The 25,012-nt window shown below is 69.6% G+C and carries 19 protein-coding genes and 2 pseudogenes; all 21 read left to right on the top strand.

Features of this window, described 5'->3' with window-relative positions:
* Positions 1-20: 20 nt before the first annotated feature.
* The 21 genes and pseudogenes from JW805_03410 to JW805_03310 all read left to right on the top strand — a co-directional run bounded on the left by JW805_03410 (position 21) and on the right by JW805_03310 (position 24,982).
* Complete coding sequence (locus JW805_03410; GenBank protein MBN2971062.1) at positions 21-3,137, top strand: TonB-dependent receptor; 3,117 nt, start codon at positions 21-23, stop codon at positions 3,135-3,137.
* 50 nt (positions 3,138-3,187) lie between these two features.
* On the top strand, positions 3,188-4,249 hold the full coding sequence (locus tag JW805_03405) for an isocitrate/isopropylmalate dehydrogenase family protein (GenBank protein MBN2971061.1): 1,062 nt from the start codon (positions 3,188-3,190) through the stop codon (positions 4,247-4,249).
* The gene (locus JW805_03400; protein ID MBN2971060.1) at positions 4,246-4,656 is read left to right on the top strand and encodes a cupin domain-containing protein; all 411 of its coding nucleotides are present in this window, start codon (positions 4,246-4,248) and stop codon (positions 4,654-4,656) included. Before JW805_03405 ends, JW805_03400 begins: the two co-directional genes overlap by 4 nt.
* Positions 4,657-4,814: 158 nt before the next feature.
* Positions 4,815-5,360: a phosphatase PAP2 family protein gene (locus tag JW805_03395; protein MBN2971059.1), complete on the top strand. Its 546-nt coding sequence runs from the start codon at positions 4,815-4,817 to the stop codon at positions 5,358-5,360.
* A gap of 265 nt (positions 5,361-5,625) precedes the next feature.
* Positions 5,626-6,162 (top strand): DedA family protein, encoded by a 537-nt coding sequence (locus JW805_03390; GenBank protein MBN2971058.1) that lies wholly within the window; start codon positions 5,626-5,628, stop codon positions 6,160-6,162.
* A complete protein-coding gene (locus JW805_03385) occupies positions 6,147-6,437 on the top strand; it encodes a hypothetical protein (GenBank protein MBN2971057.1) in 291 nt (96 codons plus the stop codon). The genes JW805_03390 and JW805_03385 overlap by 16 nt, the downstream gene beginning before the upstream one ends.
* Positions 6,438-6,576: 139 nt before the next feature.
* The gene (locus JW805_03380) at positions 6,577-7,317 is read left to right on the top strand and encodes a phosphatase PAP2 family protein (protein MBN2971056.1); all 741 of its coding nucleotides are present in this window, start codon (positions 6,577-6,579) and stop codon (positions 7,315-7,317) included.
* 42 nt (positions 7,318-7,359) lie between these two features.
* A complete protein-coding gene (locus JW805_03375; GenBank protein MBN2971055.1) occupies positions 7,360-7,650 on the top strand; it encodes a PepSY domain-containing protein in 291 nt (96 codons plus the stop codon).
* Between the two features lie 19 nt (positions 7,651-7,669).
* Positions 7,670-8,344, top strand: a complete 675-nt coding sequence (locus JW805_03370) for a response regulator transcription factor (protein MBN2971054.1) — start codon at positions 7,670-7,672, stop codon at positions 8,342-8,344.
* A complete protein-coding gene (locus JW805_03365) occupies positions 8,341-9,681 on the top strand; it encodes a HAMP domain-containing histidine kinase (GenBank protein MBN2971053.1) in 1,341 nt (446 codons plus the stop codon). The genes JW805_03370 and JW805_03365 overlap by 4 nt, the downstream gene beginning before the upstream one ends.
* The gene (locus JW805_03360) at positions 9,678-11,018 is read left to right on the top strand and encodes a TolC family protein (GenBank protein ID MBN2971052.1); all 1,341 of its coding nucleotides are present in this window, start codon (positions 9,678-9,680) and stop codon (positions 11,016-11,018) included. The genes JW805_03365 and JW805_03360 overlap by 4 nt, the downstream gene beginning before the upstream one ends.
* Positions 11,015-12,034 carry an efflux RND transporter periplasmic adaptor subunit gene (locus JW805_03355; GenBank protein MBN2971051.1) on the top strand — a complete coding sequence of 340 codons (1,020 nt, stop codon included), beginning with the start codon at positions 11,015-11,017 and terminating at the stop codon, positions 12,032-12,034. Before JW805_03360 ends, JW805_03355 begins: the two co-directional genes overlap by 4 nt.
* Entirely contained in the window at positions 12,031-15,081 is a 3,051-nt protein-coding gene (locus JW805_03350; GenBank protein ID MBN2971050.1) for an efflux RND transporter permease subunit, read from the top strand. Before JW805_03355 ends, JW805_03350 begins: the two co-directional genes overlap by 4 nt.
* A complete protein-coding gene (locus JW805_03345) occupies positions 15,068-15,985 on the top strand; it encodes a protein-L-isoaspartate(D-aspartate) O-methyltransferase (GenBank protein ID MBN2971049.1) in 918 nt (305 codons plus the stop codon). Before JW805_03350 ends, JW805_03345 begins: the two co-directional genes overlap by 14 nt.
* Positions 15,986-16,399: 414 nt before the next feature.
* Positions 16,400-16,840: pseudogene (locus tag JW805_03340) on the top strand (carboxymuconolactone decarboxylase family protein).
* 36 nt (positions 16,841-16,876) lie between these two features.
* A pseudogene (locus JW805_03335) lies at positions 16,877-17,304 on the top strand (cupin domain-containing protein).
* 181 nt (positions 17,305-17,485) lie between these two features.
* Complete coding sequence (locus JW805_03330) at positions 17,486-18,499, top strand: hypothetical protein (protein ID MBN2971048.1); 1,014 nt, start codon at positions 17,486-17,488, stop codon at positions 18,497-18,499.
* A complete protein-coding gene (locus JW805_03325) occupies positions 18,499-21,600 on the top strand; it encodes an efflux RND transporter permease subunit (protein ID MBN2971047.1) in 3,102 nt (1,033 codons plus the stop codon). Before JW805_03330 ends, JW805_03325 begins: the two co-directional genes overlap by 1 nt.
* Positions 21,597-22,967, top strand: a complete 1,371-nt coding sequence (locus JW805_03320; GenBank protein MBN2971046.1) for a TolC family protein — start codon at positions 21,597-21,599, stop codon at positions 22,965-22,967. Before JW805_03325 ends, JW805_03320 begins: the two co-directional genes overlap by 4 nt.
* Before the next feature lie 9 nt (positions 22,968-22,976).
* Positions 22,977-23,651 carry a response regulator transcription factor gene (locus JW805_03315; protein ID MBN2971045.1) on the top strand — a complete coding sequence of 225 codons (675 nt, stop codon included), beginning with the start codon at positions 22,977-22,979 and terminating at the stop codon, positions 23,649-23,651.
* Positions 23,651-24,982 (top strand): hypothetical protein, encoded by a 1,332-nt coding sequence (locus JW805_03310; protein ID MBN2971044.1) that lies wholly within the window; start codon positions 23,651-23,653, stop codon positions 24,980-24,982. The genes JW805_03315 and JW805_03310 overlap by 1 nt, the downstream gene beginning before the upstream one ends.
* Positions 24,983-25,012 lie beyond the last annotated feature (30 nt).

Below are 25,012 nucleotides of genomic sequence, written 5' to 3'. Positions count from 1 at the left end.
AAACGTGGAGGGGACCAGAAATGGCCATGCGGGGACATTCCGATCACAAGAGCGCGCTCGCGAGCGGCGCATCGCGCCTGACGCTGGGCACCGCCGCGCTGGCCGCGCTGCTCGTCGCCGCCCCGGCCTTCTCGCAGGACACGCCGACCCCGACCCAGCAGACCGCACCCCAGACCGGCGCGGTTCCGGTCGGACTGGGCGCCGAGGCCCCGCCACCCGACGAGGCGCAGGCCGCCAACGAGGCCGCGACGCAGGACATCATCGTCACGGGCTCGCGTATCGCGCGGCGCGACTATCAGTCGTCGAGCCCGATCGTCACCGTCGACCAGTCGGCGCTCGCTTCGGCCGGCCAGCCGACGCTCGACCGCGCGATCGGCCAGCTGCCGCAGTTCTCTGCGGCACAGGGCCTGAGCCAGGTCGGCGACGTCCAGGCGCGCACCGGCTTCTCGGGCGGGCAATCCTATTCGGATCTTCGCGGCCTCGGCTCGAACCGTTCACTCGTGTTGCTCGAGGGGCGCCGGCTGATCGCGTCGAACCCCAACGGCTCGATCGATCTCAACACCATCCCGACCTCGATGATCGGCAACGTCGAGGTTATCACCGGCGGCGCGTCGGCGACCTACGGCTCGGACGCGATCGCCGGCGTGGTCAACTTCAAGCTGCGCTCGAAGTTCACCGGGGTCGAGCTGACCGGCCGCCACGGCGGCACGACGCAGGGCGATGCCGCGACCAATCAGGTCACCGCGCTGATCGGCGCCGATTTCGCCGACAAGCGCGGCAATGCGATGCTCGCGTTCGAATACGCCGACCGCGCCGCGGTGACCGGCGCCGAGCGCGCGTTCTTTCAGAACATCCGACTGCTGGCGCGTCCGCCCGAGGGAATCATTGAGGCGGGCCAGTTCGGCTCGCAGCCGACCTTCGCCGCGGTCAACGCGGTGCTCGCCGGCTATCCCGGCACGACGCCGCTGACCGGCACCGGCGCCTACACCGGCGCGATCGGCGTCAACACCGACGGCACGATCTTCACCACCAGCGCAGGCACCAACTGCGTCCAGAACTACCGCGGATTGAGCCAAGGCCTGCTCGGCCTGCAGATCACCGCGAACTGTCGACAGGTGGCGATCGCCAACGGCAATTATTTTTCGGTCCAAGTGCCGCTCAAGAAGTACAACGCGCTCGCCAAGGCCGATTTCGAGATCGCCGATGACGTCTCCGTCTACGGCATGTTCAACTTCATGCATTCCAGCGGCCGCGACAGCAGCTCGCCGGGATCGTCGGGGCCGGGCAAGTATTTCTTCGTTCCGCTGAACAGCCCGTTCGTGACCGGAAACGCCGGGTTGCAGGCGTTGCTCGCCTCGCGGCCGGTGCCGTCGACCGCGCCGCTGGCGCTCACCAAGCTGCTGACCTTCGCCGGCGCGCGCTCGCAGACGTTCGAATATGACGTCTACCAAGGCGTGTTCGGCGCGCGTGGCAAGCTGCCCGGCACCGCGCTCAACTTCGACATCTACGGCTCGCTCGGCCGCACCAACTTCATCAACGTCCAGTTCAACGACGTCAGCAAGGCCGCCTTCCAGTCGATCGTCGACGGCACCGCCAACTACACCGGCCCGTCGGGCACCTGCCGCGGCTTCGCTTTCAACCCGTTCGGGGTGCAGACGCTCAGTCCGGCATGCCGCGAATATGCTGTGCGCAACAACAACAACTTCAACCGCACCAGCCAGAAGATCGTTGAGGCGACGGTCAGCGGCCCGCTGTTCGCGCTGCCCGGCGGCGACCTGAGCTTCGCGATCGGCGCCGACTACAAGAACAACAGCTTCAGCTACCAGCCCGACGCCGCGCTCATCCGCGGCGACACCCCGTCGTTCGACAATTCGAGTCCCACCGGCGGTCGCCAGATCGTCAAGGAAGTCTTCGGCGAGCTCTCCGTGCCGATCTTTCGCAACTGGATCCTTGGCAAGAGCCTGACGGTCGACCTGGGCTATCGCTATGCCGATTATACCGGCTTCGGCGGGGTCAGCGCGTACAAGGGCGACGTCAGCTACAAGCCGTTCGACGCGCTACTCCTGCGCGGTGGTTATCAGAAGGCGATCCGCGCGCCGAGCCTGGGCGAGTTGTTCGCACCGACGCTGACCGGCGCCAACGCGATCGGCGCGCCTCCGGGCGCGGGCGATCCGTGCGACAGCCGCAGCGTGTTCCGTACTGGCGCCAACGCCGCGCAGGTCCAGGCCTTGTGCATCGCGCAGGGCGTACCGGCGTCGATCTACCCTACCTTCACCTACGTCAACGACACCGCGTTCGGATCGTCGGGCGGGAACCCCAACCTGACGCCGGAGCGCGCTAACAGCTACACGATCGGCGGCGTCCTCACCCCGCGCTTTGCCAGCCCGCTGTTCCGCACGCTCAATTTCTCGGTCGATTACTACAACATCAGCATCAAGGACGCGATCGGCACGCTGACGCTGACGACGATCATCCCGCGCTGCTTCAACAGCGACGGCGTCAGCAACCCGACCTACTCGCCGACCAACGTGTTCTGCCAGCAGATCGTGTCGCGCGACCGGGCGTCGGGGGCGATCTCTTTCGCCCGTGAAGGCGCGCTGAATCTGGCGACCTACAAGACCGCCGGCGTCGATGCGCAGCTCGACTGGGGCTTCGGCCTCGACGCGCTGGGCATGTCACCGAATGCCGGATCGCTGCGGCTGAACGCGGTCGTCACCTACCTGCTCGACTTCAAGGTCTCGTCGCTGCCGGGCTCGCCGGTGCTCGACTATGCCGGCAGCATCGGCAACTCGTCCGTCAGCCCGCAGATCTCGCACCCGACGTGGAAGGCGAACACCTCAGTCGGCTACAGCTCGGGGCCGTTCAGCATCACCGGTACTTGGCGCTTCATCGACAAGATGATCCATCAGGATCGCGTCGCCAATCCGGCGTCGACGACGCCCGGAGTCCCGAGCTACAGCTACTTCGACGCCAACGCCGCCTTCCGGGTCGACGACCGCTTCGAATTCTCGTTCGGGCTGAACAACATCGGCGACAAGGCACCGCCGTTCGTCAGTGGCCAGCCGCTGACCACCGACTCAGCGACCTACGACATCATCGGCCGCACGTTCTTCGTCGGCGCGAAGGCGCGGTTCTGACCTCCCGCGCCCCTTGACCTCCCCCCTGCCGTCGCCGGACAAGAGCGCCCGTGAAGCTCCTAGTTCTCCCCGGCGACGGCATCGGGCCCGAAATTACCGACGCCACGCTCGACGTGCTGGCGACGGCCGACGCGCGCTGGCGGCTGCGGCTCGATATCGAACTCGCCGAGATCGGCCTGGCCAGCCTGGCGTCGAGCGGCACCACCCTGCCCGACGCGGTGCTGGCGCGGGTGCCGCAGGTTGACGGCGTCATCCTCGGCCCGGTGTCGCATTACGATTACCCGCCGCCCGAGCGCGGCGGGATCAACCCGTCGGGCAGGCTCCGCACGCAGTTCGCGCTGGGGGCCAATATCCGCCCGTGCCGCACGCGCGCGTGTCTGTCGCCGCTCGGCAGGTCGATCGACGTGGTGATCGTCCGCGAGGCGACCGAAGGCTTCTACGCCGACCGTAACATGCACGCCGGCATCCCCGAATTTATGACCGACGCGGACACCGCGCTGTCGGTGCGCAAGATCACCAGCGCCGCCTGCCGCCGCGTCGCCCTGGCGGCGTTCGAGATCGCGCGCGGACGACGGCGCAAGGTGACTGCAGTGCATAAGGCCAACGTCCTCAAGATGACCGATGGCTTGTTCCTGCGCGAGGTTAGCGCGGTCGCGGCGGATTTTCCCGATGTGACGCTGGACGAGGTCATTGTCGACGCCGCCGCCGCGCTGCTGATCCGCGACCCCGCGCGCTTCGATGTGATCGTCACCACCAACATGTTCGGCGACATCCTTTCGGACGAGGCATCCGAACTGGCCGGCGGCCTTGGCCTCGGCGGGTCGCTGAACATCGGCGACGGCATCTGCGTCGCGCAGGCGCAGCACGGCTCGGCGCCCGACATCGCCGGCCGCGGCATCGCCAATCCCACGTCGCTGATCGTTTCGGCCGCCATGCTGCTCGACTGGCGCGGCCGGCGGGACGAGCGGACGGCGTTGTGCGAGGCGGCGGCCGGCATCGAGCGCGCCGTCGATCGGGCGCTGGACGATCCCGGGGCACGCACGCCGGACGTCGGGGGTTCAGGCACGACCAGCGGGTTTGCCGCTGCCCTCATCGCCGCGCTCGCGCCATGACCGCTCCACGCATTCTTCGCACCGACGACCTGCCGCGCCATGACCGCGGCGGCGGCATCTCCACCGTACCGCTGGTCGACCGCGGCACCGGGTCGACCGGCTTCCTGAACGGCGTGACGATCCTGGCGCCGGGTTCCGCCGTGCCGCGCCACTGGCACAACTGCGACGAGAGCGTCCTGGTAATCTCGGGCGATGCCGTGGCGGAGATCGACGGGATCGAGCACGACCTGCGCGCCGGCGACGTGAGTTTCATCCCCGCCGGCCTGCCGCATGGTTTCAGCAACCCGTCGACCCTTCACGAAGCGCGGATATTCTGGACCTACGCCGCGATCGACGCGGACCGGACCGATGCGGCGACCGGCCTATGCCGGCCCATCGATGCGGAACATCGAGGCCTAGGCCTCTAGCTGGAACACGCGGCAGGGTGGAATGCCACCACCACACTGCTCGTTCCGGACCGGTGGACGATCGCCGAAGATTGTGTTTTCCCAATGTCCCGCCGTGCGGATGGCCTCCCCGGCGAAGCTGTGTCAGCGGACGCCGGGATCGGCGATGGAGAGCGATGATGCGGACGCTTGGCCGGCTTTCCGGAATAATGTTGCTGGGCACGGTCGTCGCGCAGCCTGCCGCGGCGCGCGACACCGGCGGATGGGACGATGCCAGCACGGTCGCGCGTAACGTGCTGATCGTCGCCGCGCTTGGGGTGCCGGCGGCGAAGCACGATTGGCACGGCGCGCTGCAAGCGGGCGGCAGCGTCGGCGCGGCGTTCGCGGTCACCGCGGCGCTGAAGGAAAGTTTCCCGGAACGCCGACCCGACGGCAGCAACCGAAAGAGCTTTCCCTCCGGTCATACCAGCACCGCCTTCGCTGCCGCCGCGACGCTGCACAACCGATACGGCTGGAAGGTCGGGATACCGGCACAGGCCGTCGCCGCCTTCGTCGGCGTCGCTCGCGTCGAAGCGCGCAAGCATCATTGGTACGACGTCGTCGCCGGAGCCGCGATCGGCGAAGCGTCGGGTTTCCTCATCACTTCCAGGCGCGACGCAACCGTCCGTGTGCTTCCGTGGGGAGATGGGAGGAGCGGCGGTCTTCTGCTGAGCGCGCAGTTCTGACGCTAGGCCTGCGGACCACCGGCATCGATAGGCACGCAGCGGATCGAGCAAACGAGGCCGCGGCCGGCTACGGTATAGCGGCGGAAATAATCTCCCAATCTCGGACGGCTATCGGCTGCGAGGTGGATAGCTGTTCAAAGTCTAGCCGTTCTGATCTGTTCGGACGCCGCTTCCGACCCCGGCCACTGCGCGCGTTGCATTAGCCGTGGGGTCCTGGATCGAACAGCTGGTGTCCGGTCTCGGCTATGCCGGCATCGCGCTGCTGATGCTCGCCGAGACGGTGTTCCCACCGATACCGTCGGAACTCATCATGCCGTTGGCGGGGATGCAGGCCGGCCAAGGATCGCTGTCGATCGTCGGGGTCGTGGCCGCGGGTACCGTCGGCGCGATGGCAGGGAACATCGCCTGGTATGCCGTCGCCCGTGCACTGGGGGTCGACCGGCTGCATGGCCTGATCGACCGCTTAGGCCGCTGGCTGACCATCGATTGGGACGACGTCGAGCGCGGGCGGGGCGCGTTCGAGAAGGGGGGCGCGGCGTTCGTCTGCCTGGGGCGCATGGTGCCGACCGTCCGGTCGATCGTGTCGGTGCCGGCCGGCCTGCTCAAGATGCCCTGGCCCCGCTTCCTGATTTGGTCGACGATCGGGACGGCGGGATGGACCGCGGTGCTGGCCGGAGCCGGCATGCTGCTCGGCAGCCGATATGCCGACGTCGACGACTACGTGGGGCCGATCTCGACCGGCATCATCGTCGTGATCGTCGTCGCCTATGTATGGAGAGTCGTGCGTTGGCGGCGCGGCTGAATCTGCGGTCGCTGCGCATCGACGACGCGGTCCTCGCCGCGCTCGACGGCCTGTCGGAGACCGATCAGCGTGACGTCCACCGCACCATCATGGGCTTGCGGGGGCGCACCGAGCCGCGTCCGGGCGACCGGCTGATGTCGCCGGGAGCGCACCGATGGTTCGCCGCCGCCAACGCGCGGCTGGTGCTGGTCTACTGCTTCGACGGTTCGAATGTGAGCGTCGAGAATGTGCTGGCCATGCATCGCGATCACGCCGCCGGCGCGCTCGGAGCGTGACCCGCGAACATTGTATTTTCCCAATCTCGCGGGCCCGCGCTGGCCGAAGGCGCGCCGGCGACCCAGGATGGTCAGGGCAGCGAGAGAGGACCGTCATGAATAGCCAGCTGACCCCAGCCCTCGCCGGCGTCCGCCGGGCATGATCGGGCGGCTGGCCGCGCTCGCCCGCCGCAGGCCCGAGGTTTTGGGGCTGGCGGGCTTCCTGCTGGTCGGTATCGCGCTGCTGGTGATCGCCAAGCTCGGGTCCGAGATCGGCGAGGGCGAGGTTCCTGCGTTCGACGCGGCGCTGCTGCGCGCCGCGCGCGGATCGTTTCTTGGCGGCAAAGGCCCGACAGCGGTCATGCTGGGTCTAACGGCGATCGGCAACAACGTTACGCTGATCGTGCTCGTCGCCGCGGTGTCGGGCTATTTCGCCGCCGGAAGACGATGGACCACGGCCCTCTACCTGGTTGCCGCGACCAGTCTGGGCGGGCTGATGACGACCGCGCTCAAGGCCTTCTTCCAACGCGGCCGGCCCGACGTCGTCGAGCATTTGGTCACGACCAACTCGGCCAGCTTTCCGAGCGGGCATGCGATGAATTCGGCGGTTGTGTTCCTGACGATCGCGGTCGTGCTGGCGCGCGAGGCGGAGCGGCGGGCGCAGCGGGCGTACCTGCTCGTCGTCGCGCTGCTGCTGGTGATACTGATCGGCGCGTCGCGTGTCGTGGCGGGCGTCCACTGGCCGACCGACGTGCTGGCGGGCTGGATCGTCGGGGCGGCGTGGGCGATCACCTGCGCGCTGCTGATGGCGGCGGCGCGGGGACGCCGGACGCTTCGCCACGCGGGAACATTGGGAAAAGCGATACCGGGCGCAACATCCACGCAAAGTGGGCGCGGGTAGAAACGGGCCTCGCCTATTCCGGGCGAAACGAGGATGATTGATATGAAGAAGGCATTTCTTGCCCTTGCAGCGCTCGCCGCTGCAGTCGCCGGCACCGCCCACGCGGGCACCGCCGCGGGACCCAAGGCGAAGCTGACGATCGCTCAGGCGCGCGCGATCGCGCTGAAGACCGCGCCCGGCAAGGTGACTAAGGCCGAGTACGAAAAGGAAAACGGCGTCTGGCGCTATTCCTTCGATATCCGCCAGGGCAACAAGAACCACGAAGTCGGCGTCGATGCGAACACCGGCAAGATCGTCGAGAGCGTCGTCGAACCGCTCGGCAAGGCCGATTGACCGCTGGAGGACCGAGCGGTTGCGCATCCTGATCGCCGAAGATGACGACAGCACGGCCGGGTTCGTCGAGCGTGGCTTGAGCGAGCTCGGCCACGCTGTGTCGCGCGTGTCCGAAGGCAATGACGCACTGCATGCCGGCGCCGTCGAACCGTTCGACGTTATCGTGCTCGATCGGATGCTGCCCGGCATCGACGGCGTCGAGGTGCTGCGGCGGTGGCGGGCGGCGGGCATCAACACGCCCGTCATCCTGCTGACCGCGCTGGGCGGCATCGCCGACCGCGTGGCGGGGCTGGAGGCGGGCGCGGACGACTATCTGGTCAAGCCATTCGCGTTCGCCGAGCTGGCGGCGCGCATCGCCGCGCTGCTACGCCGGCCGCCGATCAGCGACGTGCCGACGCGGTTCGCGGTCGGCGACGTGACGCTCGACCTGCTGACGCGCGAGGTGCGGCGCGGCGGGCGCGAGATCCGGCTGCAGCCGCGCGAATTTTCGCTGCTGGAGCAACTGATGCGCAACGCCGGCCGCGTCGTCACACGCACGATGTTCCTCGAATCCGTCTGGAACTTCCATTTCGACCCGCAGACCAACATCGTCGAGAGCCACCTGAGCCGGATGCGCGCCAAGCTGAACGAAGGATTCGACCGCGACCCGATCGAGACGGTGCGTGGCGTCGGCTACCGGATGCACGGGACATGACCGGCGTGCGGTCGAGCGCCGCGTACCGCATCGCCTTCGCCTATTCGGCGGCGTTCGCGCTGGCGATCGTCGCGCTGGGCGTCGCGGTCTACCTGGCCGCCGACTCCGAATTCAGACGGCAGCGCGACGCCGGCATCGCCGAGGAAAGCGCCGAACTCTCGAGGGCGTTCGCTACCGAGGGCTGGCGGGAACTGACCGAGACGATCGCCGTGCGCGAAGCCGGCGGCGTCGGCCGCAGCTATGCCTATGCCGTGTTCGACCGCAGCGGCCGGCGGGTCGCCGGACAGCTGGACACGCCGCGACCGGCGCTCGGGTGGAGCGACATCTTGTTCCGCGATCCCGAGGAAGGCGCCGATCCGGCGCGCGCGCTCGCCCGCCTGCTACCCGGCGAGCGGACGCTGGTAGTGGCGGTCGATTCGGAACCGCTCGAACGGATCGACCGCACGATCCTGATCCTGTTCGGCGTCGCGTTCGTCGCGGTGCTGCTGCTCGGGATCGCCGGCGCGCTGATCCTCGGCGGCTATCTGCGGCAGCGGCTGGCGCGGATCAGCGGTACGGCGCAGGCGATCGTGGCGGGCGATCTCGACCGGCGCATGCCTGTCGGACCGCGCGGCGACGAATTCGACGCGCTGGCAGCATCGCTCAACGCGATGCTCGACCGGATCGCGCAGCTGATGGAAAACCTGCAGCAAGTGTCGAGCGACGTGGCGCACGATCTGCGCACGCCGCTCACCCGGCTACGGACATCGCTGGAATCCGCGCTCGCACACCCGGCGGACCCCGCCCGGCTCGAGGACGCGGTTCGGCAAAGCGACGCGCTGCTGACGCTGTTCGGGGCGATCCTGCGCATCTCGGAAGTCGAGGGGCGGGGGCTGGAACGGTCGTTCGCCCCGGTCGACGTCGCCGTCCTGGCGCGCGACATCGGCGATACCTACGCACCCGCCATCGTCGACGGCGGACGGACGCTCGATTGCTACGTGGACGAGACCTTGTGGGTGAACGGCGATCGCGAGTTGATCGCGCAGGCGCTGATCAACCTGCTCGACAACGCACAGGCGCATACACCCGAGGGCACCGCCATTATCCTGCTCGCCGATTCCCAAGGTAGAGACATCCGGCTATGCGTCGTCGATGACGGCCCAGGTGTTCCCGAAGCCGATCGCGAACGCATCGCCCGTCGCTTCGTTCGGCTGACCAACAGCCGGTCGACTCCAGGCAATGGCCTCGGCCTGAACCTGGTGTCGGCGATCGCCGCCGCGCACGGCGGCACGATGCGGATCGGCGACAATCATCCTGGGTTGGGAGTAACCATCCTGCTGCCGAAATTCGAACGATGAAGTGGCTCGCCCTGCTCGCCGCTCTCGCCACTACCGCGTGCGCGAGTTACACGCCGCGCCCGCTGGCTACCGTCGACGAAGCTGTGCTGAGCCCGCCGGTCGCCGCGATCCTGGCGCGCGATGGCGCGGCGATCGATCAACCATATCTGAAGCCGGTCGCGATCGACCTGACCCGGCCGCTCGACGCCAATGCGATCGCGGTGCTCGCGGTGATCGCCAATCCCGACCTGAAGGCGCAGCGGCTGCGCGCCGGTGTGGCGGATGCACAGGCATTCTCGGCGCGACTGTTGCCCGATCCGACGTTCAGCACCGGCGTGAGCAAGGTGGTCGCAGGACCCGATCCGCTGCTCGACCTCGCCAATGCGCTGGCGATCGACATCAATGCGCTGCGCACCCGCGGCGCGCGGCGGGCGCAGGCCGATGCGCAGGCGAAACAGGTGCGGCTCGACCTCGCCTGGGCCGAATGGCAGGTCGCGGGGCAGACGAGAATACAAGCGGTACGAATCCAGCAACTCGAGCGCGCAGTAGCCAACAACGCCGCCAGCCGCGACGCGACCCGGTCGCTGCTCGACCGCACGCTGCGCGCGGCCGGGCGCGGCGACCTGGCCGCCGATCAGGTCCAGGCCGCGCGAGTCGGCGCGTTCGACGCGCAGGATCGGCTGCGCGTTACCGAGCGCGACCTGGCCGCCGCGCGGTTCGAGCTCACTCGGCTGATCGGCCTGCCGCCCTCTTACCCGCTGGTCCTCGCTCCCACCCCGCTGCCGCCCAATCCGCCGGCCGCCGAGGCGCTGTTCACGCTCGCCCGCGAGCAGCGCGCGGACTTGCAGGCGCTTCGCGCCGGCTACGATGCGCAGGAGGCGGCGACGCGGCTCGCGGTACTGAACCAGTTCCCGACGCTGGGGCTGACGATCAACGCCAATCGCGACTCGGCGGGCAATACGCTGGTCGGCCCGGCGATCGACTTCACATTGCCGCTGTGGAACCGCAACCGCGGCGGCATTGCGGTCGAGAACGCCACGCGCGAGGCGCTGAAGGCCGAGTACGAAGGTCGGTTATTCCAGACCCGCGCCGAGATCGCTGCGGCGGTTGGCGGCATCGCGGTGGCGCGGCGCCAGCGCAACGCCATACTGCGCGACCTGCCCGCGCTGGAGCGTTTCGCCGCCGCCAGCCGCCGCGCGGCAAACCGCGGCGACCTCGCCCCAGCCACCGCCGAGACCGCCGAACAGGCGGTCCGCGACAAGCGCGCGTTGCTGGCGCAGGCCGAACAGGACCTGTCCGAACAGACCATCGCGCTCGAACTGCTGACCGGCACACCGATGGAAGGCTGGCCCCGATGAAACACCTCCCCCTCCTCGCCCTGCTGGCGTGCGCCGCCTGCTCGGGCAATGCCCCCGCCGATCAGGCCACCCCGACCCCGGTCGCGCTGGTCAAGCTGGCGCGCGCGCAGCAAGGTGCGCTGGCGCAAAGCGTCACCCTTTACGGCATCGCCGAGGGCGGCGCGGGCGCGAAGGCGACGCTCTCGGCGCCGGCGGAGGCGGTCGTCGCGCGGATTGTCGCGCCGGTCGGTACGCAGGTCGCGGCGGGCGACGTGATCGCGCAGCTCTCGCCCAGCGCGACGACCCGGCTTGATCTCGCCAAGGCGTCGAGCGACGCCCGCGCCGCCGACGCCGCGCTCGCCCGCGCGCAGCGGCTGCGCGCCGACGGGCTGGTCGGCAACGCCGAGGTCGAGACCGCGCGCGCCGCCGCCGCCGCCGCCGACGCCACCCGCGCCAGCCTGGGGGGGCGTACCGGCGCACTGACGCTGCGCGCCATGTCGGCCGGCTTCGTCGAGACCATCCCGGTCAACCCCGGCGACATCGTCGCGGCCGGCGCGGTCATCGCGACGATCGCCCGCCCCGGCGACCTGCGTGGCCGGTTCGGCGCCGATCCGGCGGTGGCGCACGCCCTCAAGCGCGGCTCTACGGTCACGATCGAGGGCACGAAGGGCCGCGCGGCGTTCGCGGTGCCGGTCGACACGGTCACACCGGTGGTCGATCCGACGACGCGATTGGCCGCGGTCTATGTCCGTATTCCCGCCGCGGTCGGGATCGGCGTCGGCGAGACGCTGACCGGCAGCGTCGCGGTCAGCACCAACAGCGACGTGCCGACCGTCCCCTATGCCGCGCTGCTCGACGAGGGCGGCCAGCCGTACGTATACGTCATCACCGGCCACGTCGCGCATCGCCGCGACGTGACCGTCGGGGCGAGCCAGGGCGACCGCGTCGCGATTCTGAAGGGCGTTCGCGGCGGCGAGCTGGTCGTCACGCAAGGCGGCACCGCGGTCGAAGACGGCATGAAGGTGCGTACCAAGTGACCCGCGGACTCGCCGCTCACGCCCGCGCGCTGATGCTCGCGGTGATCCTGCTGACGCTGGGCGGCGTCGTCGCGGCGACGCGGCTGCCGGTCGGGCTGTTCCCGCATATCGACTATCCGCGCGTCGTCGTCTCGGTCGACGCGGGCGACCGCGATGCCGACCAGATGGCGGCCGAGATCACGCGGCCGATCGAGATCGCGCTGCGTGCCGTCCCGGGCGTCGAGCGCATCCGCGCGACCACCAGCCGCGGCACCGCGGAGGTGTCGCTCAACTTCCCCTGGGGGCAGGACATGGTGGCGGCGACGCTCGCCGCGCAGGGCGCGCTGGCGACGGTGCTGCCCGACTTGCCCGCGGGCACGCGCTTCGACGTGCGGCGATCGGACCCGACGATCTTCCCCGCGCTCGGCATCGCGCTGACGTCGCCATCGCTCGACAGTCAGGCGCTACGCCAGCTCGCCGAACTGAAAGTGCGGCCGGCGCTGACCGCCGTCGCGGGCGTCGCCGGGGTCGATGTGCTCGGCGGCGCCCCGCGCGAGTTCGTGGTCGAGGTCGATCCGGCGCGCGCGCAGGCACTGGGCCTCAGCCTCGCCGACGTCGCGACCGCGCTGGGCAAAGGGAACGACGTGCAGGGCATCGGCCGGATCGAGGACCGCCACCGGCTCTACCTGGCGCTGACGCAGAACCGCATCGCCTCGATCGCCGACCTGGAGGCGATGCCGATCAAGGCGGGCGCGACGACCGGCGCCGGCCTGGTTACGCTCGGCCAGATCGCCACGGTCAGCCCGGCCGCGCAGCCCGCCTATACCCGCGTCACCTCCGATGGGCGCAACGCGGTGCTGGTCAACGTCCGCCAGACGCCGGGCGGCGACAGCGTGCAGATCGTCCGCGACGTCGACGCGCGGCTGAAGTCGCTCGGCCTGCCGCCGAGCGTCAAGGTGACGACCTTCTACGACCAGTCGGAGCTCATCACCGGCGCCTCGGGCGCGGTGCGCGACGCGATCCTGCTCGGCGCTGTGCTCGCAGGCGCCGTGCTGTTCCTCTTCCTGCGATCGGGGCGGCTGATGGTCATCACCGGGTTGATGCTGCCCGCAGTGCTCGCCGGCACCTGCCTGATCCTGTTCGCGCTCGGCATGAGTTTCAACATGATGACGCTGGGCGGCATGGCCGCGGCGGTCGGGCTGGTCGTCGACGACGCGGTGGTGATGCTCGAACACATCATGCGGCGGATGCAGGAGGGCACCGCGCGCGGCGTCGCCGGCGTGCTGGCCGCGGCGGCCGAGATGGGCACGCCGCTGGTCGGCTCGACCACCGCGACGATCGTCGTGTTCCTGCCGCTCGCCTTCATCAGCGGGGTGACGGGCGGCTTCTTCAAGGCGCTGGCGCTGACCATGGTCGCCGCGCTCGGGCTGTCGCTGATCTACTCGCGCTTCGTTATCCCGCTCGTCTCGGCCTATTGGCTGCGCGACAAGGATGCCGAGGCGGCGGAGCGCGCCGGGGGCTTCATGCACCGTATCGGCCGCGGCTACGACCGCGTCGCCGACCGCGCGCTCGTCCGGCCGCGGCTGTTCGCGATCGTCCTCGGCCTCGCCATGGCGCTGCTCGGCTGGCTGGCGTGGAGCCACGTGCCGTCGGGTTTCATGCCCAAGATGGACGAGGGCGGCTTCATCCTCGATTACCAGGCGAAGCCGGGCGCCGCGCTCAGCGACACCGACCGGCTGCTGCGCCAGGTCGAGACGATCATCACCGCGACGCCCGAGGTGGCGAGCTATTCCAGGCGGACCGGCGTCCAGCTCGGCGGCGGGCTGACCGAGGCGGACGAGGGCGACTATTTCATCCGGCTGAAGGCGGGATCGCGCCGCAACATCGATGCGGTGATGGCCGACGTGCGTGCCCAAGTCGAGGAGAAGGTCCCCGGCCTGACGATCGAGACCGCGCAGCTGATGGAGGACCTGATCGGCGACCTGACCGCGGTGCCGCAGCCGATCGAGGTCAAGCTTTTCGGCGACGATACGGCGCAGCTCGAGGCGTCGGCCAAGCGGGTGGGCCAGGCGATCGGCAAGGTGACCGGCGTCGTCGAGGTGGTCGACGGCCTGCGCGTCGCCGGCGACGCGATTGCCATCCGCGTCGATCCCGCACGCGCCGCGCAGCAGGGGCTCGATCCGTCGGCCGTCTCCGCCCAGCTCGGCGCGCTGGTCGGCGGCGCGCAGGCGACGCAGGTGCGGATCGGCGAGCAGCTGGTCCAGGTCCGCGTCCGCGCCCCCGCCGCGCTCCGTTCGCGCGCCGACGACATCGGCCGCCTGCCGATCATCGCACCCGACGGCCATGTCGTCCGCGTCAACCAGATCGCGACCGTTTCGATCTCGGCGGGGCAGAAACAGCTGACGCGCGAAGACCTCGCCCCCTTCATCGCCGTCACCGCGCGGCTGGAGGGGCGCGACATGGGATCGACGATGAAGGACGTCCGCGCCGCCGTTTCGGGTCTGAACCTGCCGGCGTCGATCCGCGTCGACTATGGCGGCCTCTACGCACAGCAGCAGCAGAGTTTCGCCGACCTGTCGATGGTGTTCGCAGCGGCACTGCTGCTGACCGCGCTGCTACTGACCTTCCTGTTCGAACGCATCGCCTGGACCGCGGCGGCGATCGCCACCGTGCTGCTGTCTGCGGCGGCGGTGCTCGGCGGACTGTGGGTAACGGGGATCGAGCTCGACATCTCGGCGCTGATGGGGCTGACGATGGTGGTGGGGATGGTCACCGAGCTGGTGATCTTCTTCCTGGCCGAGATCGACCGCGACGCGCCGGTGACGCTGACCGCGCTACGCGAGGCGGCGTCGAAGCGCCTGCGCCCGATTCTGATGTCGGCGCTAATCGCTATCCTGACGCTCAGCCCGCTCGCACTGGGCCTCAGCCGCGGCGCCGGGTTGCAGCAGCCGCTGGCGACCGCGATCATCTTCGGCCTCACCGCCGCGGTGCCGCTGGTGCTGCTGTTCCTGCCGGCGGCGATCGTCGGGCTATCGCCCGCGGAGGAGCGCCGCGATGCGCCGGCCTGACCCCCTCCCCGTCCGTGCTGAACCCGTCGAAGCACCGCTCCTTCTTCTGGGCAGGGTCCGCGCGGCACGAAGAAGGGCAGCCCTTCGACAAGCTCAGGGCGAACCGACTTGGTTTGGCGTCCGACACATCATACTCGCGCTCGCACTCGTCGCCACCCCAGTCGTCGCAGCCGCCGACCGCTACGCCGACGCGCGTCGGACGATGGTCGAGAAGATCCGCGCCGGCATCCGCGAAGCCAGCCCACAGGCGGACGACGACGGGCTCGAACGCGTGCTGAATGTCGTCTCGACCATCCCGCGCGAAAGATTCGTCGCCGATGCCGCCAAGCCCTATGCCTATCTGACGACGCCGCTCGAGATCGGTTACGGCCAGACCATCTCCGATCCCTATATCGTCACGCTGATGACCGCGGCGGCGCGGCTGCCGGCGGACGCCAACGTCCTCGATATCGGCACCGGATCGGGCTATCAGGCCGCGGTGCTGTCGCCGCTCGCGCGGTCGGTATGGTCGGTCGAGATCGTGGAGCCGTTGGCGAAGCAGGCGGGGGCGCGCCTGCGCCGGCTGGGCTACCGCAACGTCACGGTCCGCGCCGGGGATGGGTTTGCCGGATGGCCCGACAAGGCCCCGTTCGACGCGATCATCGTCGCCGCTGGCGCCGCGACAATCCCGCAGCCACTGATCGACCAGCTGAAGGTCGGCGGGCGGATGATCATTCCCATCGGGCCGAGCACCGCGCAGGAACTGCTGTTGGTGGTCAAGAAACGCGCCGACGGGACGCTCGACCGCTGCTCGCTTGGCGGCATCATGTTCGTGCCGCTGACCGGCGCGGGCGAGCGCCCCACGACCCTGCGGGGCCTGCGCGACCGGTCAATCCGGCAATGCTACGACGCGCCGGTAACCTGATCGCCATGCGAGCCGCTTATCTCGCGATGTTGAATCAGCGACCCTGGAAACGAAATCCACGTGCGTTCGAGATGGCGAGCCGGTCGACGCCCGAATAGGCGGTGATCGGTGAAGCCAGCTAGTGCAGTCGCGGTCACCCCTTGCATCGTTTCGACTGCCGTATTCGCGTAGGGCGCTTCACCGCGGGCCCTTCCCTCGGTCGTGCCAAAGACCATGCAGGCGATCGCACCTGGATTGGCCGACTACACCGACAACACACTGTTCGGCGACGTGTGGGCCCGCCCCGATCTCAGCCCGCGTGATCGCAGTCTCGTCACGCTATCGGCCCTGATCGCCACGGGCAAGGCGGCGCAGCTTCCCAATCATCTTCGACGCGGGCTCGATAACGGCCTGAAACCTGGCGAGATCGCAGCCATGGTCACGCACCTCGCCTTCTACACGGGGTGGCCGAACGCCGTGTCGGCACTCGATGCGATCGAGCCTGCGTTTGCGGAGCGGAAGGTCGATATGGCGACGTTGCGGGCGCCCGCCCCGGCGCCGTCACCCGTTTCGTCCTCCGCTACCGCGGAAGCGCGATCGGTCGACACCACGATCGGACCATTCGCGCCGAAGCTCGCTCAACTCACGAAAGACGTGCTCCTGGACGATTTGTGGCAACGGGGCGATCTGACTCCGCGCGACCGTCGCCTAGTTACCATCATTGCGTACGCCGCGACCGGCGACGCGGCGCAATTGCCCGCCCACCTGCGGCGCGGGATCGAAAATGGGCTGACCCGGCCGCAAATCGCCGAAGCCTTGACCCACCTCGCCTTCTACGCCGGCTGGCCCAAGGCCGTGGCCGCCGTACGCGCATTTGGCGAGACGATAACGGACGAGACACCGACAGGTCGATTGGAAATCCACCGGCCCGGGACGGATCCCCGGGCAGGGCCGGCGGACACCTTCACCGGCTCCGTAACGGTGGCTTCCGCCTTCAAGGGAAGCGGCGGCGCTGCCCTCGGTGGCGCTACCGTTGCGTTCGGCCGGAGTGCGCGCAGCAACTGGCACACCCATCCTCTCGGCCAGCTTCTGGTCGTAACATCGGGTCGCGGATGGGTGCAGGCCGAAGGCCAACCGGTGCGGGTCATGAGCGCCGGAGACGTGGTCTGGACTCCCCCCCGGGCGTCCGGCACTGGCATGGTGCAACCCGCGACAGCGACGTGACGCACGTCGCCATCGCCGAGGCGCAGGACGGAAAGACCGTGACGTGGTTGGAGCGGGTCGCGGACGCCCAGTATCATGGCCCGTCGGGGGATTCGCCGGCATCTCGCGACCGATAGGCGATCGACCGGGGTCTGGACAACTCGTGGACCGGAAACCCGTTCGTTCGACAAAAATGCGGCATGCGCGCCCGCATCAAAACATGGCCGATCGTCGAAAACGGAACACCGCGACTGGCAGATTGGGATTTTGTATAGCGCCGGAAAGCACGGCGCGATGCCTGGGCGCTAGCGGCCGGACATGACCAGACCGCGCATACGCCGCCGCTTCCGGCCGCTTCCCTCCATTGTCGTCCTGACATCCGTCCTCCTCACGGGCTGCGGTGACGAAAAGCCGAAGGCGGCGGAGAAGGCCGCTCACACCGAGGTTGTGGCGCATGAGACCGATCTGCTGAAACTCACGCTCACGCCACAAGCGCAGCAGCGGCTTGGCATCGCGATCGTTCGCGTCGGTGAGGGCAGTGCGACAGCACGCCGCGAGACCAGCGGCGAGATCGTCGTGCCCAACGCCGCCGGCGGGGTGCCGACCAGCTCGCTCAGCAACATCGCCCAGCTCGGCACGCAGCAGGTCGCCGCCGACGGTGAGGTCGAGCGGGCACGTGCACAGGTATCGCTCGCGCGGATCGCGCTGGGGCGCGCCGAAGCTTTGATCCGCGAGGAGGCGGGCAGCGTCCGGGCGCGCGACGAGGCGGCGGCGGCGCTCGCCACCGCGCAGGCGGCCACCAATGCGGCGGTGGCGCAACGGCGGCTGCTCGGGCCGTCGATCACGTCGCTCGGCAGCCAGCGGACATTGTGGGTACGCGTGTCCGTTTCCGGCACCGACGTCGCCGCAGTCGAGCGCGGGCGCGGGGTCGAGGTCCGTCCGCTCGGCGTCGAGGGCACGCCGCGCGCCGCGCGCCCGGTGCAGGCGCCGCCTTCGGCCAACGCCACCGCGGGCACGGTCGACCTGTATTTCGCGATCGACAACCGCGACGGCGCCTACCGCGTCGGCCAGCGCGTCGCCGTCGCCCTCCCCTTGAGCGGGGGCGTACAGGCGGGCATCTCGGTGCCGGTCGCGGCGATCGTCAGCGACATCTACGGTGGCGAGTGGGTGTATGTCCGCACCGCCGCGAACGCCTTCGTGCGCCGCCGCATCGACGTCGCGTCGACCGCGGGCGGCCGCGCGATCGTCGCGCGCGGGCTGTCGCGCGGCGACGCGGTCGTCACCGACGGCGCGCCCGAGCTGTTCGGCACCGAATTCGGCGTCGCGCACTGATGCTGACCTGGATCGTCCGCGCCGCGCTGACCCAGCGCGTCCTCGTCCTCGCGCTCGCTGCGCTGCTCGTCGTGCTGGGCGTGCGCGCGTCGACCGATGTGCCGCTCGACGTGTTTCCCGAATTCGCGCCGCCGATCGTCGAGATCCAGACCGAGGCGCCGGGACTGTCGACCGAGGAGGTCGAGAGCCTGATCACCGTGCCGATCGAGACCGCGGTCAACGGCGTCCCCGACCTCGCCACGCTGCGCTCGAAGTCGGTGCTCGGCCTCTCGTCGGTGACGATCCTGTTCGATCGCGGCACCGACGTGATCCGCGCGCGCCAGCTGGTGCAGGAGCGCGTGACCCAGGTGCAGGGCCGACTGCCCACTGCGGCGCGACCACCGGTCATGCTGCCGCCGCTGTCGTCGACCAGCCGCGCGATGAAGATCGGCATCTCGTCCAAGAAGCTCGACCAGATGCAGCTGAGCGAGCTGACCCGCTGGACCATCCGGCCGCGGCTGATGGCGGTCCCCGGCGTCGCCAACGTCGCCGTGTGGGGCCAGCGCGACCGCCAGATTCAGGTGCTCGCCGACCCCGACAAGCTCCGCGCGGCGGGCGTCACCCTTAACGAACTGCGCACCGCGACCGGCGACGCGGTGCTGGTCGGCGGCGGCGGCTTCGTCGATACCCCCACGCAGCGGCTGGCCGTGCAGCAGGCGAGCGCGGTGCAGTCCGCCGACGACCTGGCGCGCACCGTCGTCAAGGTTGCGGGCGACGCCCCGGTTCGCGTCGGCGACGTCGCCCGCGTCACCGAAGGCTTCGCCGCGCCGATCGGCAACGCGATCATCGACGACGGCCCCGGCATCATGCTGATCGTCGAGAAGCAGCCGACCGGCAACACGCTGCAGCTGACCAAGGACGTCGAGGCGGCGATCGCCGAACTCAAGCCCGGGCTGAAGGACGTGAAGATCGACACCACGATCTTCCGCCCCGCCACCTTCATCGAGAAGTCGATCGACAATCTGACGCGCGCGCTGGCGATCGGCTGTGTGCTGGTCGCGGTGGTGCTGTTCGTGTTCACCCGCGACTGGCGGCAGGCGACGATCAGTCTCGTCGCGATCCCGCTGTCGCTGCTCGGCGCGGGGCTGGTCCTGCTGTGGTCGGGTGCGACGATCAACACGATGGTGATCGCTGGCCTCGTCATCGCACTCGGCGAAGTGGTCGACGACGCGATCATCGACGTCGAGAACATCGCGCGCCGCCTGCGCCTGAACCGCGAATCGGCCGATCCGAAGCCGGCGTTCGACGTCGTCCTCGCCGCCTCGCTCGAAGTGCGGTCGGCGGTGGTGTTCGCGTCGCTGATCGTGATGCTGGTGTTCCTGCCGATCTTCTTCCTGGGCGGCGTGGCGGGCACTTTCTTCCAGCCGCTCGCCACCGCCTATGTGCTGGCGATCGGCATGTCGCTGCTCGTGGCACTGATCGTCACCCCGGCAATGTGCCTGTTCCTGCTGCCGAATGCGCCGGTGAAGGAGGAGCGCGACACCCGCCTCGTCGCCGGTCTCAAGCGCCGCTACGCGGGCACGCTGCCGCGGATGATCGCGCGGCCGGGGTTGGCGATGGGCGTCGTCGCTGCGGGGCTACTGCTCGCGGGCGTGGGGTACTCGACGTTCAAGGACCAGTTCCTGCCCGATTTCCGCGAGACCGACTTCCTGATGCACTGGGTCGAGAAGCCCGGAACCTCGATCGAGGCGATGGACCGCATCACGATCAAGGTGTCCAAGGAGCTCCGCGCCATCCCCGGCGTCCGCAACTTCGGCGCGCACATCGGCCGCGCCGAAGCTGCCGACGAGGTAGTGGGTCCGAACTTCACCGAGCTGTGGATCAGCCTTGACCCGGCGGCCGACTACGACGCCAGCGTGGCGAAGATCAAGGAAGTGATCGAGGGCTATCCGGGGCTGTTCCGCGACGTGCTGACGTATCTGCGCGAACGCATCAAGGAAGTGCTGTCGGGCGCTGGCGCCACCGTGGTCGTTCGCATCTTCGGCCCCGACCAGGTCGAGCTGCGCGCCGCCGCCGAGCGGGTGAAGGCGAGTGTCGCCGGCATCCAGGGCGTCGCCGACCTGAAGGTCGAGCAGCAGGTGCTCGTGCCGCAGATCCAGATCCGCCCGCGCGCGGCGGACCTCGCCACCTTTGGCCTCACGCCGGGCGAGGTCCGTCGCCAGGCGCAGACGCTCGTCGCCGGGCAGAAGCTGGGCGAGATCTACCGCGATCAGAAGTCGTTCGACGTCGCGCTATGGGGCGAGCCCGCGATCCGCGGCGATCGCCACGCCATCGCCGACATGATGATCCAGTCCCCAGCCGGCGCCCCGGTCCGGCTGCGCGACGTCGCCGACATCCGCGTCGTTCCCGCGCCGAACGAGATCAAACGCGAGAACGGCCAGCGCCGCATCGACGTGACGCTGAACGTGTCGGGCGCCGACCTCGGCTCGGTCGCGCGCGGGGTCGAGGCGGCGGTCGCCAAGGTGCCGTTCGCCAGCGGCTATCACCCGCAGGTGCTGGGCGAATATGCCGCGCTTAAGGAATCGCGCCAGAAATTATGGACGATCGGGCTGATGTGCCTCGTCGGCATCCTGCTGCTCGTGTGGCTGGAGTTCCGCTCGACCCGGATCACCGCGCTGGTTGCGACCAGCCTGCCGTTCGCACTGGTCGGCGGGGTGGTCGGCGTCGCGCTGACCGGGGGCGTGCTGTCGCTCGGGTCCCTCGTCGGCTTCGTAACCGTCATCGGCATTTCGGCGAGGAACGGCATCATGCTGCTGTCGCACTACGACCACCTCCGCCGGGTCGAGGGTGAGGATTTCGGCCCCCACCTGATCCTGCGCGGGGCGGAGGAGCGGCTGGTGCCGATCCTGATGACCGCCGCCTGCGCCGGCCTTGCGCTGCTGCCGCTGATCGTCGCCGGCAACGCGCCGGGGCACGAGATCGAGCACCCGATGGCGATAGTCATCCTGGGCGGCCTGGTCTCGTCGACCGCCCTCAACCTGTTCCTGATGCCGGCGCTCTACGCTCGCTTTGGGCGGGAGAAGCCGGCCCCCGATTCGCCGCTGGCGGGAGTCCCGGCATGAAGCGCCTCGCCCCCCTCGCTGCGCTGCTTGTCGGCGCGTGCATGACCGCTCCACCGCCCCCGCCGACGGCCGCCCCGCCGGCTGCGACCGGACCGTTCGCCGGCTTGCCCACCGCGTCGATCGCACCCGTGCCCGATGATTGGTGGCGGCTGTACCGCGATCCCGTGCTCGACGGCCTCGTCCAGGCGAGCCTCGCCGCCAATGCCGACCTGCGGGTCGCCTTCGCCAACCTCGACGGCGCCCGCGCGGCACTGCGCCAGGCACGCGCGGCGCGGCTGCCGACGACCAACATCGAAAGCGGGCTGACGGTCGACAACACCGCCGGCCAGCCGAGCAGTTCGAACGTCCCCGCCACCGACTACGACATCGCGCTGACCGCCAGCTGGGACGCCGACCTGTTCGGGCGGCTGCGCTCGGGCGCGCTCGCCGCCGCGGCCGACGCGGACGCAAGTGCCGCAGCCGCCGATGGCCTGCGCGTCGCGGTGGTCGCCGATACCGTACTCGCCTATGTTGACCTGTGCGGCGCCAACCAGGCCGCCGCGGTCGCCCGCAGCGTCGTCGCCGCGCAGGAACGCGCGACCGAAACCGTCCGCGACCAGCTGCGCGCCGGCGAGGTATCCCCGCTCGAAGTGTCGCAGGCCGTCAACGTGCTGGAGAGCACCCGCGCGACGCTGCCGACGTTCGAGGCGGCGCGCGCCAACGCGCTCTACCGCCTTGCGACACTCCAGGGCCGCCCGCCGGCCGAGGCGCGCACATGGAACCTGACCTGCACGACCGTGCCGAAGATCTCGGGCCAGCTTCCGGTCGGCGACGGCACCGCGCTGCTGCTGCGCCGCCCCGACATCCGCGAGGCCGAGCGCCGCCTGGCTGCCGCCGCAGCGCGGATCGGCGTCGCCCGCGCCGATCTCTACCCGCGCGTCAACTTAGGGGGAGCGATAGGCCTGCTGACCGGCAACCTTGTAGCCACCGCGACGCCGTTCGTGTCCTGGGCGTTCCCCAACCAGGCGCCGGCGCGCACCCGGCTCGAACAGGCGCGCGCGACCGAACGCGCCGCGCTCGGGTCGTGGGACGTCGCGGTGCTGCGCGCCCTGCGCGAGGTCGAGACCGCACTCGCCGGGCAGGACGCCGAAGTCCGCCGCGGCGCCGCGCTGGCCGCCGCGGTGCGCGAAGCCGACGCCTACGCCCGCCGCTCCGCCGCGCGCGTCCGGCTGGGTGACGCCGCCCCGCTGCTCAGGATCGACGCCGAGCGTGCGCGGGCATCAGCGGCGCTGCAGAAGGCGCAGTCCGACCTGCTCGTCGCGCAGGGCCAGGTCGCGCTGTTCCGTGCGCTCGGCGGTGGCTGGCAGTCCGCCCCCGGTCCGCGCTAGGGTGGTGCCATGAGGATCCTGATCGTCGAGGACGACACCGAGACCCGCGAATTCATCGTGCGCGGCTTGAGCGAGGCGGGGCACACCGTAGTCGCGGCGGTCGACGGGCGCGACGGCATGTTCCAGGCGACCGGCGAGGACTTCGACGCGATCGTGGTCGATCGCATGCTACCCGGCATCGACGGGCTGGCGATGGTCAGGATGCTGCGCGCCGGCGGAACGACCGCGCCGATCCTGATGCTGACCGCGATGGGCAGCATCGAGGACCGCGTCGACGGCCTCGACGGCGGTGCCGACGATTATCTGGTCAAGCCGTTCGCCTTTTCCGAACTCGCCGCGCGGATCAACGCGCTGGGTCGCCGCCCCGCCGCCCATGTCGAACCCAATCGCCTGGTCGTCGGCGACATCGAGCTCGATCTGGAACGTCGTGCGGTGACCCGGGCCGGGCAGCGCATCACGCTGCAGCCGCGCGAGTTCGCGCTGCTGGCCGAACTGATGCGCAACCCGCACCGGGTGATGACGCGGACGATGCTGCTCGAACGCGTCTGGGATTTCGACTTCGATCCGAAGACCAACATCGTCGAGACGCACCTGAGCCGGCTGCGCTCGAAGCTCAATGCCGGGTTCGACAGCGACGCGATCGAGACGATCCGCGGCGCGGGCTACATGATCCGCGGCGGCTGATGCGCCGCTGGTGGCGATCCACATCGGGACTGGCGGCGATGGTCAGCGCATTGTTCGCGCTGGCGACGCTCGTCATCAGCGCTGCCGCCTATGAGGTCACGCACGAGGCGCTTGAGGAGCAACTCGACCATCGCACCGCGACCGAGACCCGTGCGCTGCTGTCGGAACCCGGCGCCGACCGGCTGGCCGCGGTCGCCGCCGCGATCCGGCGGCGCGAGCCGATCGCGGGCTATGATCACCTCGGCTACATCCTAGTCGACGCGAACGGGCGGCGTGTGGCCGGGTCCCTCGACGCCGTCGTTCCCGCCACGCTGGGGTACGAGGAGTTCCTCCATCATTCGGACGGGCGCGTCGCGCAGTCGCTGACCACCGCGATTCCCGGCGGGGGCCGGCTCGTCGTGGCGGCGGATCGCGATCTGCTGTACGAGACCGACCGCGAACTGACGCTGCTGTTCTCGCTGGCGTTCGGCGCCATCCTGCTGCTCGGCGTAGCCAGCGCCTGGACCGTTGGCGCCGTCACCCGCAGCCGATTGAAGCGCATCGACACGACCGCGCTGGCGATCATCGGCGGCGACCTGTCGCGCCGGATGCCGATCGACGGGTCGGGCAGCGAGTTCGACCGCGTCTCGACGACGCTCAACCAGATGCTCGATCGCATCGCCGCGCTGATGGAAAATTTGCGGCAGGTGTCGAGCGACGTCGCGCACGACCTGCGGACGCCGCTCACGCGCCTCAACAACCGGCTCGACGAGGCGCTCGCCACCCGTGACGACGGCGGCTGCCGAGAAGCGATCGCGGCGGCATCGGCGCAGGCCGGCGAACTGCTCGAGATCTTTGCCGCCCTGCTGCGGATTTCCGAGGTCGAGACAATGGGTGTTCGACGCCACTTTCGCGACGTGGCACTCGGTGAGGCGATCGCCGAGCTCGTCGAAACCTATCGGCCGGATGCCGAGGTGAGCGGCCATCGTCTGCTCGCGTCGATCGACCGCGACGTGGCCGTCCCGGGCGACCGGCGGCTGCTGCTCCAGCTTGCCAGCAACCTGCTCGACAACGCGCTGCGGCATACGCCTGCGGGGACGACGATCGAGGTCGCGCTGCGGAACAGCGCGAGCGGCGTCACCTTGACGATTAGCGACGATGGCCCCGGCGTCGATCCGGCCGACGCTGGCCGCCTTTTCCAGCGGTTCAGCCGATCGGAACGCAGCCGTTCGACCGATGGGCATGGGCTGGGCCTTGCATTGGTTTACGCGATTGCGGCTGCCCATCACGGGTCGGCACGCCTTGGCTCCGGGCCGGGCTTCACGGTCTTCGTCGAACTGGCCAGCAGCTAGATTACCAAAACTATACGGCCGAAATACAAT

Source organism: Roseomonas aeriglobus, assembly GCA_016937575.1.
Taxonomy (GTDB): Bacteria; Pseudomonadota; Alphaproteobacteria; order Sphingomonadales; family Sphingomonadaceae; genus Sphingomonas; species Sphingomonas aerigloba.
This window is presented reverse-complemented; position numbering and strand designations above follow the sequence as displayed.